An 18,438-nucleotide genomic window follows, 5' to 3' on the forward strand; every position below is an offset into this window, starting at 1 on the left:
CAGCTTATATCGGGAAAATGGGGGTGGATGGGGTTCGGGCAAGGGGTGTGGCGCAGGTTCGTCATGCCAGCACGCGATGCCGCCACGCGGGCAGGCTCTGGCGCACCTCGGCGATGCGGGCGAGGTCGATATCGCCCGCCACGACGCCCGCGCCTTCGTCGCGCACCGCGACGATCTCGCCCCACGGGTCGACCAGCATGCTATGGCCCCAGGTGCGGCGGCCGTTCTCGTGCGTGCCGCCCTGGGCTGCGGCGAGCACGTAGCACTGGTTCTCGACCGCGCGGGCGCGCAGCAGCATTTCCCAGTGCGCACGGCCTGTCGTATACGTGAACGCGGACGGCACGACGATCAGCGCACAGTCGCCCATGCGGCGATACAGCTCCGGAAAGCGCAGATCGTAGCAGACCGACAGGCCGACCCGCCCGAACGGCGCCTCGAAGGTCCGAACCGTCTCGCCCGGACGGATCGTGCGCGCCTCGTCGAACGATTCACTGCCTTTCTCGAAGTTGAAGAGGTGGATCTTGTCGTAGCGGGCCGTTTCCGCGCCGTCGGGGGAAAAGACGAGCGTGGTGTTCAGCACCCGCGACGGCTCGGGCGCCACCAGCGGCAGCGTCCCGCCGATCACCCAGACGCCGTGCCGGCGCGCCGCGTCGGCCAAAAAGCGCTGGATCGGGCCGTCGCCGTGGGGTTCGCGCACGGCGAGCTTGTCGGTGTCCTTGAAGCCCATGAAGCAGAAGTACTCGGGCAGCAGCACGAGCTTGGCGCCTGCGGCGGCCGACTCGGCGATCAACTGGCCGGCGGCGTCGAGATTGCGTTCGCGATCGGGCGTGCTGACCATTTGCAGCGCGGCGACGCGGTAGGGCGTGGAACTGGGGTGTGGCTCGCTCATGTCGTGAACTGTGGCACTCGCTCGAATCGCAGAAGGACGGCGGCTGATCCGGGCCTCGGCGCAGGGGCCGTTGGCCGCCGCAGTCCTTTACTGGGCGGGGGCCCCGTCCGGGACCGCCTCGGCCGGAGCACCCATCTTACCGCGATCGCCGCGCACCCGCTCGATGTGCGGGTGGGCCCAGGAACCGGTGATCTGGTATTGGCGCGCGAACGCGTGCGCGAGCGATTCCGAGAGCGCGAAGTTGGCGGCGAGCGCGCCGAGCCCGAGCAGCGGGTTGATGATCGTCGCGGCGATCACGGCGGAGCCGGCGCTCACGGTCGGCGTCAATTCGACGTGCAGGTCCTGCGTCTCGTGCGCGAGATCGACCGTGCCCTTCAGGCTGGCGCGGGCGGGCGCGGTCACCATCTTGAAGTCGTCGGTGCGGCCGACGCCGTTCTTGATCTGCCCCGTGCCCGTCACGCTCTCGAACGGCAGCCCTTCGCCGATCACGTCCTTGAAATTGAGCGTCAGGACGCGCGTCAGGCTCTGCAGGCTCAGCACGCCGAGCAGCTTCGCCACGCCCGGATCGACCTTGAGGATCTGCCCGTGGTGCAGGTCGAGCGCGACGTTGCCGGTGAGCGTCGGGTAGTCGATTGCCGTCGGGCCGCCGCGCCAGCCGACCTTCCCCGAGAACGATCCCGAGCCCTTTTTCACCGTGCGGGGCAGACCGAAGCGCTCGAGCAGCGCGCCGGCGTCGGCGATGTCGAGCTTGAAGTCGATCACGGTGCGCCGCGGCGAGTCGTCGGTCGCGTCGACACCCAGGCGGCGCGAGGCGCGCCAGTTCGCGGTCGCCGAGAGCTTGGCGGCCGGATTGCTCACTTCGAGCTTGTCGAGCTGCCAGACCGGCACGCCGTTGTCGTCGAGGTTGTGCGCGTCGACTTCGAGCTTGCCGATGTTGCGGTTGCGCACGGTGAGATCGTCGACGACGAGATCGATGGCCGGCATTTGCGCGGCGGGCGCGTGCATGACCTGGCCGACCAGCTCCTGCTCCATGGCGCCCGGAATCACGAGCTTGGCGAAGCGCGCCTGCAGCAGTCCGGCGTTGTTGCGGCCGGCGCTTGGCTTCCATGAGAGGTAGCCGGAGACCTGGTCCGAAGCGATGTTCGCCTGCCAGTCGCGGTCGATGCGCGATGCGCCGACGACCACGTTCTCCCATTGGCGATGGAGCAGCTTCAGGGTGTCGAAGTGGAGCGCGAAGCGGCTCGGCAGGAATTGCGATGCGGTGCTGCCGCTCGTGCCCGCAGCCGGCCCCGGCGGTGCTGCGGCGCTGCTGGCGGCGTTGGCCGAATCGGCCGTCGCGGGCGCCTTGGCGGCGTGCAAGCCGCTGTAGAACGTGCGCCATGCGTCCGCATCGAACTCGCCGATATCGATGTTGGCGCTCACGCCCTCGTCGGGCAGGTCGGCCGGACGATTGAAGCCGATCGCGCCGCGCACGACGGTCGGGGTTTCGTGTGGCGGATGATGCACCACGTACGCCGCGGAGAGCTGGCCGAACGTCAGGTCGGCGCGCTGCAGGTCCGGGCCTTCGCTCGCGTCGAGCGGCTTGATCGTGAACGAGAACGGCATCGGCGTGCCGAGCGGCTTGTCGTACGGCGCGGGCAGGTCGAGCGCGAGGCCGGTGAGGTCGGAGTTCGCGGTCACCTCGGGCAGATGGCCCTTCGCGCCGCGCACGTTCACCGAGTACGGTGCGCTGCCCGAGACGTGCGTCAGCAGATCCGCAGCCGGGCCGCGCAGATCGAGACGGCGCGCGGCATCGACCTCCACGCGGCCTGCCACGTTGAACGCGTACGTGCCGCTCAGCGCGCTATAGCCGCCGTCGGCGCGCACTTCGCCGCCGAGCCAGCGTCCGTTGATCCGGTCGAGCGTGAGCGTGTGCTCGGTAAAGCCGACCGTCCCCGTGAGCCGCGACAGCGGCGGCACGCCCGGTGCCTCGAGTTCGTTGCCGCGCAGCCCGATCGCTCCCGCGACGGCCGTGTGCGGTTTCGGATGGCGCGGAATGGTCAGCTTCAGCGCCAGCGTCGCCGGCCCGCTGCCTTGGACCTTGTCGCCGGCGTGATTGATCAGGCCGGCGATCGCGCTGTTGTTCGAATAATCGAGAAAATCGGCGAGCGGCCCGTGCGCCGCGCCTTCGATGACGAGCGGCGAGCCTTCCTTGTTGCCGAGGTCGTCGATGTGTCCGGCCACCTTGGTGACGAGCACGCGTTTGTAGCGCCCCTTGTCGATATCGAAGCGCAGCACGTTCTCCTTGAGCGTGAACACGCCGTCGATGTCGTCGAAGGCGGGCCAGATGTCGGGCGTGCCGTTCTTCAGCTTCTTGGGCGGCCACGGCGAAGGGTCGAACTTGCCGCCGGTGAACGGCGCCCTGATGCGGAAGATGCCGGCTTTCGGATCGAGCGAGTAGGGGAACTTGTCGAGGTTGCCGTGCACTTCGATCGTGCCGTTGCGCGCCATGCCGCCTTGCAGCCCGTGGCCGAGGTAGTCGCGCAGATGCTCGCCGATGCTCGTCGGCAGATAGCGCGTGATGCGCGCGACGAGCGCATGGTCGATGTCGGCCTTCAGGTCGAGCGAGCCGCGTCCGTGGCCCGGGTTGGCGTAGTTCGCGACGATGGTGCCGGTGGTGTCGGCGTTCGCCACGCGGAAATCGGACACTGCGATCACGAACGGCTTGTGTTTCTCGCCGGGCTGGGCCGGCAGGATCGTCCAGTTGCCGTGGCCGCTCAGGCGGTCGAACGTGAGGCGCGGGTCGTCGAACTCGCCGGGGACCGTGACCGCGGCGTTGACCGTGTCGAGCGACACCGTGCCGTGCGTCTCGTCGGCATCGATCGTGCCCCAGAGGTTTTCGAATCCGGGAATGCCGACACGGGGGTGGCCCTTCGGCGAGAGGCCCGGCGGCGGTTCCTGCGCGGCCAAGCTGATGCCCTGCAGGTCGGCCTTGAAGCGGTAGTGGATGATCGGCGCCGCGCCGCTCACGCGCTGCTCGCTCGCCGCTTCGTCGTTCTCGGGCTTCGCGCGCTCGACTTCGATCTGGTAGTTCGCGACGAGCCCGCGCGGGTCGAAGCGCACGAGCTCGTTCAGGAAGCGCCGCGGCACCGGCAGCGCGCGACTGAATTCGGCGAGGATGCCGAGGTCGACGCGGTCGCCCGTGACGCTCATCAATTGCCCATGCTCGACAGTCGGCGCGCGGTAGCGGCCGACGAGCGTCGAGATCGCGAGCGTGCGCGAGATCGGCGTGCCGTCCGGCAACGGCGGCTGGCCGAGCTCGGCCAGCAGGTTCGAGAGCTTCAGCGTGTAGTCGTGCTGCGGGTCGATATCGACGGACCACGAGAAGCGGGCGACCGGCACATCGAGCTTCGGCTGCGTCGGGTGCACGCGCAGCGCGACGTCGTAGCCCTGCAGGTCGCCGCTCGCCGAGCGGATGTGGCCGTCCGAGAAGTTCACCCAGATCGCGTTGGCCACGCGGCCCGCGAAGGTTTCGATCGGGAAGCTGACATAGCGTGCGAGCGCGGGCAGATCGACTTCGCCCGTCGACACGTAGGCCTGACCGGTCCAGTTCACCGGCTTGCCGATGGCCCGCAGATGCGCATGGCGGAACTGCGCGCGGAAGTCGAGCGGGCCGCGCAGCACGTTGCCGTCGGGCGGCGCCTGCAGCGCGATGCGGTGGTTCGCGCCGTCGTTCAGGATCGCGAGGCGGATGTTGGAGAGCGCGAGCTCCGGCGCGTCGTGCTGCGCGTCTTGCCAGCGCAGCGTGCCGCCGCGCAGCACGATCGCCTGCTGCTCGAGCAGCCAGGTCGAGAACGTGTCGTTGCCCTTGTGCGTCGTCGGCACCTGCACGCCCGCGACCGACAGCGCGCCGTCCGCCGAGCGCTCGACCAGCACGTCCGGCTGGTCGACGACGAGGCTCGAGAGCGTCGGTTTCAAATGGATGAGGGAGCGCCACGATACGGCGGCCGTCGCATGCGGGATGTTGAGCGCGAGCTTGCCGTCGCGGCCGCGGATGGTCAGGTCTGTCACGTCGATGCCCGGCTGGAAGCCGGACCAGCGCGGCGCGAGCTTGCCGATCCGCAATTGCGCGTGGAGCTTTTCGGAGACCAGGGTTTCGATGCGCGGGCGGAAATCGTCGATGCGCGGCAGCACCAGGTAGCGCAGGCCCGCCAATGCGCCGATCACGAGGAAGTAGAGGACGAGTGCGACGGCCAACATCGTCCGCAGCGCATGCCTGAGCAACGCGTGGTCGTGTCGCGGCGGCGGGGCGGCTTCGGCCGGATCGACGGCTTCCTTGCGGGCGGACATGCTGCGGCGAGTCGGCAATATGTTAGTTTTGCAGTCTGACGACGAAATGTAACACACGGGCAGGCCGCTCAAACCACCGGCTGCGCCTTGTTGCGCGGGCATTTCCCGGCCAACTTCTTACGCAGTTCCATCCCAGTCTCTAAATCCATGACTGACGTTCCCCTCCTGAGTTCCAGCTATTCGAACTATGCGGCGCGCGCGATCGCGGCGCGTCCCGAGCTGGCCGCGCGCATCGCCGGCTGGGCGCAGGAGCCGCTCACGCGCGAGCGCATCGATGCGCGGCTCGACGCGCTCGTCGCCGAGCATCGGAGCGCCGCTGGCGCGCCCCTGGCGGAAGACGCGCTGCGCCGCGTGCTGCGCCAGTTGCGCACGGAAGTGTTTTGCGCGGTGATGGAGCGCGAGCTCGCCGGGCACGCGGATGTCGCCGAAGTCACCGGCGCGATGACGGACCTCGCCGAAGCGACGATCCAGCGCGCGCTGGCGGTGTTGTCGGAGGAGCTCGAGGCGCTTTACGGCGAGCCGCGCGGACCCGGCGGAGAGCGCCTCACGCTGGGCGTGGTCGGCATGGGCAAGCTCGGCGGGCGCGAGCTGAACGTTTCGTCCGATATCGACCTGATCTTCGTCTACGAGGACGACGGCGAGACCGCCGGCGGCACCCGCTCGCCGATCGCGACGCAGGAATTCTTCACGCGGCTCGGGCGGCGGCTCATCGGCGCGCTCGCCGAAGTGACCGCCGACGGCTACGTGTTCCGCGTCGACATGCGGCTGCGTCCGAACGGCGATTCGGGTCCGCTCGTCTGCAGTCTCGGCATGCTCGAGGAGTACTTCTACGTGCAGGGCCGCGAGTGGGAGCGCTACGCGTGGATCAAGGGGCGGCTCGTCTCGGAGCCCGGGAGCGACGCCGCGAAGCGCCTCGCGACGCAGCTCGACGCGCTCGTCAAGCCGTTCGTCTACCGGCGTTATCTCGACTTCGGCGTGATCAGCGCGATTCGGTCGCTGCATCTGCAGATCCGCCAGGAAGCGCAGCGCCGCGCGTCGATGCGTCCCGACAAGGCCGACGACATCAAGCTCGGCCGCGGCGGCATCCGCGAGATCGAGTTCAGCGCGCAGGTGTTCCAGCTGATTCGCGGCGGCCAGGACGCCGGCTTCCGGATTCGTCCGACGCTTGCGGTGCTGCGCCACGCGGCGGCGCGCGGGCTGATCGCGCCGAAGGTGTGCGCGGATCTCACGCAGGCCTACAAGTTTTTGCGCGTGCTCGAGCACCGGCTCCAGTACCGCAACGACGCGCAGACGCATGCGATGCCCGTCGACCCGGACGAGCGCGCGCGCCTCGCGGCGTCGCTCGGCTTCGCCGATTACGCGGCGCTGATGGCGAAGCTCGACGGTTATCGCGAGCTGGTGGAAGCGCAGTTCGACCAGCTCTTTGCCGACAAGGTGCGCGGCAGCGGCGGCTGCGGCGTGGCCGAGGACGGCGCGGCCGCCTGGGTCTGGAGCAGCGCGCTCGATGACGACAGTGCCGGCGCTGCGCTGCTCGAGCGCCTCACCGAGCTCGGCTTCAGCGACCCAGCCGACCTGCTCGCACGGATGAAGGCGGTCTGGCAATCGGCGCGCTATGCAGGGCTGCCGGAGACGAGCCGCCGGCGCTTCGACACGATCGCGCAGCGCGCGCTCGAAGCGGCCGCCGCATTCGATGCCGACAAGCGCGGCCAGACGATCGCGCGCCTCTTCGATCTGCTCGAGGCGATCGGCCGGCGCGGCGCATATCTGGCGCTGCTCAACGAGTATCCGGCGGCGCTCGAGCGAGTGCTCGCGGTGCTTGGCGCATCGCGCTGGGCGGCGGGCTACCTGATCCGGCATCCGCAGCTGCTCGACGAACTGCTCGACGACGAGGTGATCGCGAGCCCGTCCGATTGGCCCGAGTTCAAGTCGTCGCTGCGCGCACGGCTCGCCGCGGCCGCCGACGTCGAGCAGCAGATGGACCTGCTGCGCCATGCGCACCAGGCCGAGGTGTTCCGCATCCTGCTGATCGACCTGGCCGGGAAGCTGTCGGTCGAGCATGTCAGCGACGAGCTGTCGGCGCTCGCCGACTCGGTGCTCGACGTGACGATCGAAGCGGTCTGGAAGCACCTGGCGAAACACCACCGCGAGGTGCCGCGCTTCGCGGTGATCGCCTACGGCAAGCTGGGCGGCAAGGAGCTCGGCTACGCGTCCGATCTCGACCTGATCTTTCTCTACGACGACCCGGACGACGCGGCTGCCGATGTCTACGCCACCTTCACGCGGCGCCTGATCACCTGGCTCACGATGGCGACCGGCGCGGGCACGCTGTTCGATGTCGACCTGCGGCTGCGCCCGAACGGCGAATCGGGCTTGCTGATCACCGATCTCGACGCTTTCCGCCGCTATCAGCTGCGCGAGGGCGATGCGGCGAATACCGCGTGGATCTGGGAGCACCAGGCGCTGACGCGGGCGCGCTTCTGCGCGGGCGATGCCGGGATCGGCGCGCAGTTCGAGGCGATCCGCGAGCAGGTGCTGACGACGCCGCGCGAAGCGGAACCGCTTGCCGCCGAGATCGTCGCGATGCGCGAGCGCGTGTTCGCCGGCCATCCGAACCGCACCGAGCTCTTCGACCTGAAGCACGATCGCGGCGGCATGGTCGATATCGAGTTCATCGTCCAGTACTGGGTGCTGCTGCATGCGGCGCGGCACCCGGAGATGATCCGCAACACGGGCAATATCGCGCTGTTGCGCGAGGTGTCGCGCTTCGGGCTCATGAGCCCCGAAGAGGCGGAGACGGCGGGCGGCGCGTACCGGGCCTATCGGAAGATGCAGCACAAGCTGCGTCTCGACGGGATGGAGGCGGCGCGGATCGCGCCGGAGCGCGTCGCCGACGAGAGGGCAGCCGTGCTGCGGCTGTGGCAGCGGGTGTTTGGCTGAGAGCCGAGAGGGACGGTGGGCGGCTACGCCGTCAGCATTTCCTTGGCGTGCTTGCGAGTCGTCGGGGTAATTTCCAGGCCGCCGAGCATCCGCGCGACTTCCTCGATGCGGCTCGCGCGGTCGAGCGGCGAGACCGTGCTGAGCGTGCCGCCGTTAGCATCGCTCGCCTTCGCCACCTGGAAATGATGGTCGCCGCGTGCGGCCACCTGCGGCAAGTGCGTGACGCACAGCACCTGCCGGTCGCGGCCAAGCTGGTGCAAAAGACGCCCGACCACTTCGGCGACGCCGCCGCCGATGCCGGTGTCGACTTCGTCGAAGATCAGTGTCGGCGTCGGGCTGGCGGTGCTCGCGATCACGGCCAGCGCCAGGCTGATCCGCGCCAGCTCGCCGCCGGACGCGACCTTGGCGAGCGGCCGCAGCGGCACGCCCGCATGGCCCGCGACGCGGAACTCGATCTGCTCGAGCCCGTGCGCGCCGCCTTCGGCGAGCGGCAGCAGCGCGACTTCGAAGCTGCCCCCCGCCATCGACAATTCCTGCATCCCCGCCGTCACGGCCGTGCCCAGCGTTTTCGCGGCCTTGGCGCGCGCCTTCGACAGCAGCTTGGCCTCGCCCAGATAGGCTTCCTTCGCCTTGGCCTCGGCGGCGCGCAGGCCGTCGAGATCGGCGGCGGCGTCGAGCGCCGCGAGTTGCGCGCGGCGGGCCCGGTGCTCTTCCGGCAGCGTCTCGGGTTGCAGGCGGAATTTGCGTGCGATCGAATGGAGCGCGTCGAGCCGGTGTTCGACTTGCGCGAGCCGGTCCGGGTCGAGCTCGAGCCTCTGAGCGTAGTGCGTGAGCGAGTAGGACGCCTCGCGCAGCTGGATCTCGGCCGGCTCCAGCGAGGCGAGCGCGTCGTTGAGCGCCGGGTCGATCTCGGCGAGATCGCGCAGCTTCGACACGATCGAGCCGAGCTGGGCGAGCATCGCTTCGTCCGACTCCGATAGCGCGTTGAGCGCGCCCTGCACGCCTTCGATCAGGTTCGCCGAGTGCGAAAGTCGCCGGTGCTCGGCGCCGATCTCCTCCCACTCGCCCGGCTGCGGCGCGAGCTTGTCGAGTTCGGCGAGCTGCCACGCGAGCCGTTCGCGCTCGAGCTGCAGCTCGCGGTCGCGCGCCTGCGCGAGCTCGACGGCCTGGGCCGCGTCGCGCCATGCGCGGTGCGCGCGGGCGACGCCCGTCGCAGTGGCGGTGAGTCCCGCGTGCGTATCGAACAGTTCACGTTGCGCGTCCGGGCGCATCAGCAATTGATGCGCGTGCTGGCCGTGGATGTCGACGAGCATCTCGCCGACCCCGCGCAACTGCGTGAGCGTTGCCGGCGTGCCGTTGATGAAGGCGCGCGAGCGCCCGTTCGCATCGACGACGCGGCGCAGCAGCACGCTGTCCGAGCTTTCGCCGTCGCCGAGCGCCTGCTCGTCGAGCCAGCGCGCGACGTGCTCGTGCGCGGCGAATTCGGCGGTGATGTCGGCGCGGCCCTGGCCGGTGCGTACGATGCTCGCGTCGGCGCGCGCGCCGAGCGTGAGCGCGAGCGCATCGATCAGGATCGATTTGCCGGCGCCCGTTTCACCTGAGAAAACCGTGAAGCCGCGGTCGAATTCGAGATCGAGCGCGGCGACGATGACGAAGTCGCGTATCGAGAGGTGGCGCAGCATGGGGGCGAGGGGTTACTCCAGCGGGTCGTCGTCGTGCGACGGGTGCTCGTTCCAGTGCAGCTTCTTTCTGAGCGTCGCGTAATAGCTATAGCCGACCGGGTGCAGGAACGGCACGGTGTGCCGCGAGCGGCGCACGTCGATCGTGTCGTTCAGCTCGAGCGCGGTGAACGATTGCATGTCGAAGTTCACGTTGACGTCGCGCCCGGCGATGATCTGGATGCTGACCGTGCTGTCGTCCGGCAGCACGATCGGACGGTTCGAGAGCGCATGCGGGGCGATTGGCACGAGCACGATGCCTCCCAATTGCGGATGCAGGATCGGCCCCTGCGACGACAGCGCATACGCGGTCGAGCCGGTCGGCGTGGCGACGATCAGCCCGTCCGAGCGCTGGTTGTACATGAAGCGGCCGTCGACCGATACACGCAATTCCGCCATGCCCGAAAAGCCGCTGCGGTTCACGACCACGTCGTTGAACGCGAGCGCGTGATAGATCGGCTCGCCGTTGCGCATGATGCGCGACTCAAGCAGCGAGCGTTCCTCGCGCTCGAAGCTGCCGGCCAGCATTTGCGGCACGACTTCCTGCATATCCGCCGCCGCGATGTCGGTGATGAAGCCGAGCCGCCCGTGGTTGATGCCGATCAGCGGCGTCTTGTACGGCGCGAGCTGGCGCCCGATGCCGAGCATCGTGCCGTCGCCGCCGAGCACCACGGCCACGTCCGCGCGCGCACCGATCTCCGCGGGCGTGAGCGCCGGGTAGCCCGACACGCCGATATCGCTCGCCGTCTCCGCTTCGAACACGACTTCGAGCCCGCGCTTTGCGATGCACGCGGCGAGCGCCATCAGCGGCTCGCTGATGGCCGGTGTATTGCTGCGCCCGACGAGCGCAACGGTCTTGAACTGGCTGCCAATTTCCATGCCGGCATTACACCATAGGTGCGGTTTGAAAAGAACCGTCGTAGCGCGTCTGCTGGAGCCCCGGCTTTATCTTTCGCGTATTCGATCGGCATCGATTTGTGGCTAGAATGGTGTCGCCCTGATGACATTTTAGGCACCGGCGCTTCGCCGGCGCGGGGCGTCGCATGGGGGCCGGAGCGCGGCAGGCGCGCAGATGCGCCAATTGGCCTGGCGGCCCGGCGCACCAAGGCCGTCAGGTCGCCGCGTCAACGCCGCGCGCTCGCCGGGCAGCCGCCGTTAAGCTAGAATTTTGCGTCATGTTAGATCCACGTGCCCAAACCCTCCTCAAAACGCTGATCGAGCGATACATCGCCGAAGGTCAACCGGTCGGCTCGCGCACGTTGTCGCGCTATTCCGGGCTCGAGCTGAGTCCGGCGACGATCCGCAACGTGATGTCCGACCTCGAGGAGCTGGGTCTCGTGATCAGTCCGCATACCTCGGCGGGCCGCATTCCGACACCGCGCGGCTACCGCCTGTTCGTCGACACGATGCTGACCGTCGAGTCGGCAGCCGAGGAAGAGGCGGTCACCCAGACGGTCAAGACCACGCTGCAGCCGGGCGAGCCGCAGAAGGTGGTGGCCGCCGCGGCGAGCGTGCTGTCGAACCTCTCGCAGTTCGCGGGCGTCGTGCTGACGCCGCGTCGTAGCCACGTGTTCAAGCAGATCGAGTTCATGCGCTTGTCCGACAAGCGCATCCTGCTCATCATCGTGACGCCCGAAGGCGACGTGCAGAACCGCATCATGGCGACGCAGCGCGACTATTCGCCGTCGCAGCTCACGGAAGCCTCCAATTACATCAACGCGCATTTCGCCGGCCTCTCGTTCGACGAAGTGCGGCGGCGCCTGCGCGAAGAGATCGACCAACTGCGCGGCGACATGACGACGCTGATGCATGCGGCCGTCACCGCGAGCACCGACGAAATGGACACCGGCGAGACGGTGCTTATTTCGGGCGAGCGCAACCTGCTCGAAGTGGCGGACCTTTCGTCCGATATGGCGCGGCTGCGCAAGCTGTTCGACGTTTTCGACCAAAAGACGAGCCTCCTTCAGTTGCTCGACGTATCGAGCCATGCCCAAGGCGTGCAGATATTCATCGGCGGCGAATCGAATCTCGTGCCGATCGAGCAGATGAGCGTCGTGACGGCGCCGTACGAAGTGAACGGCAGGATCGTCGGTACGCTCGGCGTGATCGGGCCGACGCGGATGGCATACAACCGCGTGATTCCGATCGTCGATATCACCGCGCGCCTGCTTTCGATGGCGCTCAGTCAACAGTAGTCTCCACGCGCCGATACGCGCTGCCAATCGGCCGAACGGCCGGGTATGCGCGGCCAGCCGCGCCGCTATAATGAGCCGGATCCGAACCGACGCTTTGCCGCCTGCCCCGAGGGGCGGCGCGCTTTTGCTTGTTGCCTATGCGTTTTGACCTCGAGCTGCCGTCGCAGCCCGCCACGTCGCACCGCGTCGCCGTGCTGCTGATCAATCTCGGCACGCCCGATGCGCCTACGCCCTCCGCGGTGCGCCGCTATCTTGCGCAGTTCCTGTCTGACCCGCGCGTCGTCGAGATTCCGGCGCTGGCTTGGCAGGCCATCCTGCGCCTGTTGATCCTGCCGCTGCGCGGGCGGGCGTCCGCGAAGAAATATGCGGCGGTCTGGATGCCGGAAGGCTCGCCGTTGCGGGTCCACACCGAAAAGCAGGCCGAAGCGATGCGCCAGCTGCTGCACGCCAACGACTATCACGTGATCGTCGAATACGCGATGCGCTACGGTACGCCCGGCATTCCCGCGATGCTCAAGCAACTGAAGCTCGCGGGCGCCGAGCGTGTGCTGCTGATGCCGATGTACCCACAATATTCGTCGTCGACGACGGCGACCGCCTTCGACGATGCCTTTGCCGCGCTAAGGCGCATGCGCAACCAGCCGGAAATTCGCACGGTGCGCCAGTATGCCGACCATCCGGCCTATATCCACGCGCTTGCCGAACAGGTGCGCCAGTATTGGGCCGCGCACGGCCGCCCGGATTTCGCGGCCGGCGACAAGCTGGTCCTGAGCTTTCACGGCGTGCCGAAGCGCACGATGGACCTCGGCGACCCGTACCACGAACAGTGTCGGCAGACCGCCGCGCTCTTGATGACCGAGCTCGGGCTGACGCTTTTAGAGTGCCGGGTGACGTTCCAGTCGCGTTTCGGCCGCGCAGAATGGCTGCAGCCCTATACGGCGCCGACGCTCAAGGAGTTGGGCGCAGCGGGCGTGCGGCGCGCCGACGTCTTCTGCCCGGGTTTCACCGCTGATTGCCTCGAGACGATCGAGGAGATTGGCCTGGAGGTGCGTGACGAATTCCTGCATGCGGGCGGCAAGGAGTTTCACCGGATCGCGTGCCTGAACTCGTCGCCGGCGTGGATCGACGCACTGGGCGAGATCGTTGCGCAGAATCTGCAGGGGTGGCCGGTTCGCGCGGCGTCGCCGCTGAACATGGTGGCGTAGGTCCTCGCCGGCGCGGATTGCCGCACCGGCTTGATTACGGCGCAATGGCGCCCAGATGAATTTTATGAACTACAAGATTTCGACCGAACCGGGCGCACGGCTGCGCATCGACAAGTGGCTGTGGGCCGCGCGCTTCTTCAAGACGCGTTCGCTGGCTGCGGATGCCGTCGAGAAGGGCCGCGTGCGCATCGGCGGCGCGCCGGTCAAGCCGGCCAAGGACGTGCGCGTCGGCGATCTCGTCGACATCGAAATCGAGCGGATCGTGTGGCAGGTTCAGGTGTTGGGGATCTGCGAGGTGCGCGGTCCGGCGAGCGTCGCGCAGACGCTTTATGCGGAAACGGCGGACAGCCGGGAAAGGCGCACGGCCGAACTGGAGCGGCGCAAGACATATCGCGAGCCGGCGGCCGAATTGCACGGCAGGCCGACGAAGCGCGACCGGCGCATCATCGACAAACTTTCAGGTGGGGGTTGAACAACTGTTCGAACGTGGCATGCACGCTGCCGTATTCGGTGGTGTTGTCGTTGACAGCCCCGGACATACAGATGGTGGTGGTTCCCGCGATGAGTACCAACGCGACCACCGCTATTGCAAAGGTCAGTTTCACGGTACTCCCCCTGGAGAAGAAAGTGCTGCGGAAACGGGCGATTCAGCGGTTTTGGCGGCTTATGAGAGGCTGGGGACAACCAGCCTTTTTCTCGATGCTTATACCAAGTTTAGGGCAAACCCGTATGGTGCTCAATGTGGACGTGACGGCTAACAGATAATCAATGTAACGGCCTATTTCGGGTGCACGCGGGAGGTGCAAAAACTCGGCGGGAGGCCCTTGAAATCGGCTTTCTAGCCCTCATTTGCCGCCGCGACGCGTAACAATGCGCAACCATGGGGTTGCGCTTTTGCAACACTCATTGGCCGTGATGCGGCGCCTGGCAGTTGCTTCGCCGTCGCGCCTTGGGCTCAACCTTCTAGACGACTTTCAGCGACATGGAAAACACGCAAGACAATCCAGCGACCCAGAACCCCACGCCGGCCGACGAGGCCGCGCGCGAGGCTGCCGAAAACGCGGCGGCGGAGAACGCCGCTGCTGGGCAGGCCGCGTCGGAGGTCACTGCCGAAGCCGCGCTGGCCGAGGCCGAGGCCAAGATCACCGAATTGCAGGAAAGCTTCCTGCGCGCCAAGGCGGAAACCGAGAACGTGCGCCGCCGCGCCCACGAGGAAGTGCAGAAGGCTCACAAATTCGCAATCGAAAGCTTCGCCGAGCGCCTGCTGCCGGTGATCGACAGCCTCGAAGCCGCGCTTGCCGACTCGTCGGGCGACCAAACGAAGATCCGCGAAGGCGTCGATCTGACGCTGCGCCAGCTGACGAGCGCGATGGAAAAGGGTCGTATCACAGTCCTGAACCCGGTCGGTGAGAAGTTCGATCCGCACCGCCATCAGGCCATTTCGATGGTGCCTGCCGAGCAGGAGGCCAACACTGTCGTCGCCGTGCTGCAGAAGGGTTACGTCATCGCCGACCGCGTGCTGCGTCCGGCGCTCGTGACCGTCGCGCAGCCCAAGTAAGCGGCTGCCTGAGCCTCTGCCCACCTTTGCGGCAAGCGGAAGCCCGCGCTCGACCCCGCGCGTGAGACAATCCGCGCCTTTGGCGCCGGCGATTGAAAAAATTAAAGACCGCATCGTATGGAGGGTCTTGAAATCGATGCGGGCGCACTTACTTTGAGTGCAGGTTTGAATTTCGGGCGGCGGGCCTTGCTGGACAAGGCCCGCCCCAAAGCGATCAAAAGTCAGGAGATTAGGAAAAATGGGCAAAATCATCGGCATCGACCTCGGCACCACGAACTCGTGCGTGGCGCTGATGGAAGGCAATCAGGTCAAGGTGATCGAAAACTCGGAAGGCGCTCGCACGACGCCGTCGATCATCGCCTACATGGACGACAACGAAATCCTCGTCGGCGCGCCTGCGAAACGCCAGTCGGTGACCAATCCGAGGAACACGCTGTTCGCGGTGAAGCGCCTGATCGGCCGCCGCTTCGAAGAGAAGGAAGTCCAGAAGGACATCGGCCTGATGCCATACAAGATCATCAAGGCCGACAACGGTGATGCCTGGATCGAAGCGCACGACGAAAAGCTTGCGCCGCCGCAGATCTCGGCGGAAGTGCTGCGCAAGATGAAGAAGACCGCTGAGGACTACCTCGGCGAGCCGGTCACCGAAGCCGTGATCACGGTTCCCGCGTACTTCAACGACAGCCAGCGCCAGGCGACCAAGGATGCAGGCCGCATCGCCGGCCTCGAAGTGAAGCGGATCATCAACGAGCCGACGGCAGCCGCGCTCGCGTTCGGCCTCGACAAGGCCGAAAAGGGCGACCGCAAGATCGCCGTGTATGACCTCGGCGGCGGCACGTTCGACATTTCGATCATCGAGATCGCGGACGTGGACGGCGAAATGCAGTTCGAAGTGCTGTCGACGAACGGCGACACGTTCCTGGGCGGTGAAGACTTCGACCAGCGCATCATCGATTACATCATCGGCGAGTTCAAGAAAGAGCAGGGCGTCGACCTCTCGAAGGACGTGCTCGCGCTGCAGCGCCTGAAGGAAGCGGCGGAAAAGGCCAAGATCGAGCTGTCGTCGAGCCAGCAGACTGAAATCAACCTGCCGTACATCACGGCTGACGCGTCGGGTCCTAAGCACTTGAACCTGAAGATCACGCGCGCCAAGCTCGAAGCGCTCGTCGAAGAACTGATCACGCGTACGGTCGAGCCGTGCAAGATCGCGATCAAGGATGCGGGCGTGAAGGTCGGCGACATCGACGACGTGATCCTGGTCGGCGGCATGACCCGCATGCCGAAGGTGCAGGAAACGGTGAAAGAGTTCTTCGGCAAGGAGCCGCGCCGTGACGTGAACCCGGACGAAGCGGTCGCCGTGGGCGCCGCGATTCAAGGCCAAGTGCTGTCGGGTGATCGCAAGGACGTGCTGCTGCTCGACGTCACCCCGCTGTCGCTCGGCATCGAGACGCTCGGCGGCGTGATGACGAAGATGATCAACAAGAACACCACGATCCCGACGAAGCACTCGCAGGTGTATTCGACGGCCGACGATAACCAGGGCGCCGTGACGATCAAGGTGTTCCAGGGCGAGCGCGAAATGGCGGCGGGCAACAAGCTGCTCGGCGAGTTCAACCTCGAAGGCATTCCGCCCGCACCGCGCGGCGTGCCGCAGATTGAAGTGACCTTCGACATCGACGCGAACGGCATCCTGCACGTCGGCGCGAAGGACAAGGCGACCGGCAAGGAAAATCGCATCACGATCAAGGCGAACTCGGGCCTGTCGGAAGCCGAGATCGAAAAGATGGTGAAGGACGCCGAGGCGAACGCGGAAGAAGACCACAAGCTGCGTGAGCTGGCCGATGCGCGCAATCAGGGCGACGCGCTGGTGCACAGCACGAAGAAGGCGCTGACCGAGTACGGCGACAAGATCGACGCGTCGGACAAGGAAAAGATCGAATCCGCGCTGAAGGAGCTCGAAGAGACGCTGAAGAGCAACTCGAGCGACAAGGCGGCGATCGAGGCCAAGATCGAAGCCGTGGCGACGGCGTCGCAGAAGCTCGGCGAGAAGATGTACGCCGACATGCAGGCGGCCCAAGGCGCAGCGGGCGCCGCGGGTGCGGCAGGCGCATCGGCCGGTGCGGCCGGCGGCGGTGCTTCGAGCCAGCCGGAAGACGATGTGGTCGACGCCGAGTTCAAGGAAGTGAAGAAGGACTGAGGCTCGAAGAACGAGCTTCAGCAATAGAGCGACCGGCGCTCGATAGAGTGACCGGCCGCGGTGAACGCGCCTGGCGGACTTTTGGGTCCTCCGGGCACATTTGTTTTATGGACGGCGGCGCTTTTTCCCCGGCAACCCGGCGTGAAAGCGTCTTCCAGACGAGTCGCGAGACTCCACAGCATTCGAAAGGAGCGGCCGCGCGAGGTGCGCGGCCGGCGTTGAACCGACATGGCGAAACGGGATTACTACGAGGTTCTGGGTGTCGCGAAGAACGCGAGCGACGACGAGATCAAGAAGGCTTATCGCAAGCTCGCGATGAAGTACCACCCCGACCGCAATCCGGACAACAAGGATGCGGAAGAGCGTTTCAAGGAGGCGAAGGAAGCCTATGAAATGCTGTCGGACTCGCAAAAGCGCACGGCGTACGACCAGTACGGCCATGCCGGCGTCGATCCGAACATGGGGGCGGCGGGAGCGCAGGGCTTCGGCGGTTTTGCCGATGCATTCGGCGACATTTTCGGCGATATCTTCGGTCAGGCGGCGGGCGGCGCAGCCCGCGGCGGGCGCGGTGGCCCGCAGGTCTATCGCGGCGCCGACCTGCGCTACAGCATGGAAATCACGCTCGAGCAGGCCGCCCACGGCTACGACACGCAGATCCGCGTGCCGAGCTGGGTCTCATGCGACGTCTGTCATGGCTCGGGCGCGAAGCCGGGCACCAAGCCGGAAACCTGCCCGACCTGTCACGGCTCCGGCGCGGTGCGGATGTCGCAGGGCTTCTTCAGCATCCAGCAGACCTGCCCGAAGTGCCACGGCAGCGGCACCTATATTCCCGAGCCGTGCGCGCATTGCCACGGCGCGGGCAAGGTGAAGGAAACCAAGACCCTCGAAGTGAAGATCCCGGCAGGCATCGACGACGGCATGCGTATCCGCTCGGCCGGCAACGGCGAGCCGGGCATCAACGGCGGGCCGTCGGGCGACCTGTACGTCGAGATCCACATCAAGCCGCACTCGGTGTTCGAGCGAGACGGCGACGACCTTCATTGCCAGATGCCGATTCCGTTCACCACGGCGGCGCTCGGCGGCGAGATCGAGGTGCCGACGCTCGCTGGCCGCGCGAGCTTCACGGTGCCGGAAGGCACACAGTCGGCCAAGACATTCCGTCTGCGCGGCAAGGGCATCAAGGGGCTGCGCTCGAGCATCGCGGGCGATCTCTACGTGCACGTCCAGGTCGAGACGCCGGTGAAGCTGACCGAGCAGCAGCGCGACCTGCTCAAGCAGTTCGAGAAGTCGCTTTCGGAAGGCGGTCCGCGCCACAGCCCGCAGAGCAAGAGCTGGTTCGACCGCGTGAAGAGCTTCTTCGATTGATCGGCATGGCGGGCGGCAAGCTCGGCGGCGCGTGACGCTGGTGGT

12 protein-coding genes are annotated in these 18,438 nt (G+C 66.8%); 7 read left to right on the top strand and 5 right to left on the bottom strand.

The features are described from left to right. Positions 1-61: 61 nt before the first annotated feature. Both FAZ69_RS06835 and FAZ69_RS06840 read right to left on the bottom strand, forming a co-directional pair. On the bottom strand, positions 62-889 hold the full coding sequence (locus tag FAZ69_RS06835) for a carbon-nitrogen hydrolase family protein (RefSeq protein ID WP_136893191.1): 828 nt from the start codon (positions 887-889) through the stop codon (positions 62-64). Between the two features lie 87 nt (positions 890-976). Then, the gene (locus FAZ69_RS06840; RefSeq protein ID WP_136893192.1) at positions 977-5,218 is read right to left on the bottom strand and encodes a YhdP family phospholipid transporter; all 4,242 of its coding nucleotides are present in this window, start codon (positions 5,216-5,218) and stop codon (positions 977-979) included. A 147-nt stretch (positions 5,219-5,365) separates the two neighbouring features. Here FAZ69_RS06840 and glnE point away from each other — a divergent pair, with 147 nt between their 5' ends. Next, complete coding sequence (gene glnE / locus FAZ69_RS06845; protein WP_136893193.1) at positions 5,366-8,155, top strand: bifunctional [glutamate--ammonia ligase]-adenylyl-L-tyrosine phosphorylase/[glutamate--ammonia-ligase] adenylyltransferase; 2,790 nt, start codon at positions 5,366-5,368, stop codon at positions 8,153-8,155. A gap of 23 nt (positions 8,156-8,178) precedes the next feature. On the opposite strand, the gene recN is transcribed toward glnE, so the two are convergent. Continuing rightward, positions 8,179-9,837, bottom strand: a complete 1,659-nt coding sequence (gene recN / locus FAZ69_RS06850; protein ID WP_136893194.1) for a DNA repair protein RecN — start codon at positions 9,835-9,837, stop codon at positions 8,179-8,181. A 12-nt stretch (positions 9,838-9,849) separates the two neighbouring features. Further along, positions 9,850-10,752 (bottom strand): NAD kinase, encoded by a 903-nt coding sequence (locus FAZ69_RS06855; protein ID WP_136893195.1) that lies wholly within the window; start codon positions 10,750-10,752, stop codon positions 9,850-9,852. Between the two features lie 296 nt (positions 10,753-11,048). Here FAZ69_RS06855 and hrcA point away from each other — a divergent pair, with 296 nt between their 5' ends. The 3 genes from hrcA to FAZ69_RS06870 all read left to right on the top strand — a co-directional run bounded on the left by hrcA (position 11,049) and on the right by FAZ69_RS06870 (position 13,745). Next, positions 11,049-12,068, top strand: coding sequence for a heat-inducible transcriptional repressor HrcA (hrcA, locus tag FAZ69_RS06860; protein WP_136893196.1), 1,020 nt, complete (start codon positions 11,049-11,051; stop codon positions 12,066-12,068). 137 nt (positions 12,069-12,205) lie between these two features. Continuing rightward, complete coding sequence (gene hemH / locus FAZ69_RS06865) at positions 12,206-13,273, top strand: ferrochelatase (RefSeq protein ID WP_136893197.1); 1,068 nt, start codon at positions 12,206-12,208, stop codon at positions 13,271-13,273. A 64-nt stretch (positions 13,274-13,337) separates the two neighbouring features. Beyond that, positions 13,338-13,745: an RNA-binding S4 domain-containing protein gene (locus FAZ69_RS06870; RefSeq protein ID WP_136893198.1), complete on the top strand. Its 408-nt coding sequence runs from the start codon at positions 13,338-13,340 to the stop codon at positions 13,743-13,745. On the opposite strand, the gene FAZ69_RS33210 is transcribed toward FAZ69_RS06870, so the two are convergent. Continuing rightward, on the bottom strand, positions 13,717-13,878 hold the full coding sequence (locus FAZ69_RS33210) for a hypothetical protein (protein ID WP_169708582.1): 162 nt from the start codon (positions 13,876-13,878) through the stop codon (positions 13,717-13,719). The genes FAZ69_RS06870 and FAZ69_RS33210 overlap by 29 nt on opposite strands. A 377-nt stretch (positions 13,879-14,255) precedes the next feature. On the opposite strand from FAZ69_RS33210, the gene grpE reads away from it, so the two are divergent. The 3 genes from grpE (at position 14,256) to dnaJ (ending at position 18,393) form a co-directional block, all read left to right on the top strand. Continuing rightward, positions 14,256-14,831, top strand: a complete 576-nt coding sequence (gene grpE / locus FAZ69_RS06875) for a nucleotide exchange factor GrpE (RefSeq protein WP_136893199.1) — start codon at positions 14,256-14,258, stop codon at positions 14,829-14,831. A 238-nt stretch (positions 14,832-15,069) separates the two neighbouring features. Continuing rightward, positions 15,070-17,028: a molecular chaperone DnaK gene (gene dnaK / locus FAZ69_RS06880; RefSeq protein WP_136893200.1), complete on the top strand. Its 1,959-nt coding sequence runs from the start codon at positions 15,070-15,072 to the stop codon at positions 17,026-17,028. A 228-nt stretch (positions 17,029-17,256) separates the two neighbouring features. Next, positions 17,257-18,393, top strand: a complete 1,137-nt coding sequence (gene dnaJ / locus FAZ69_RS06885; protein ID WP_136893201.1) for a molecular chaperone DnaJ — start codon at positions 17,257-17,259, stop codon at positions 18,391-18,393. The last annotated feature ends 45 nt before the right edge of the window (positions 18,394-18,438 follow it).

Source organism: Trinickia terrae, assembly GCF_005144415.1.
GTDB lineage: Bacteria > Pseudomonadota > Gammaproteobacteria > Burkholderiales > Burkholderiaceae > Trinickia_A > Trinickia_A terrae.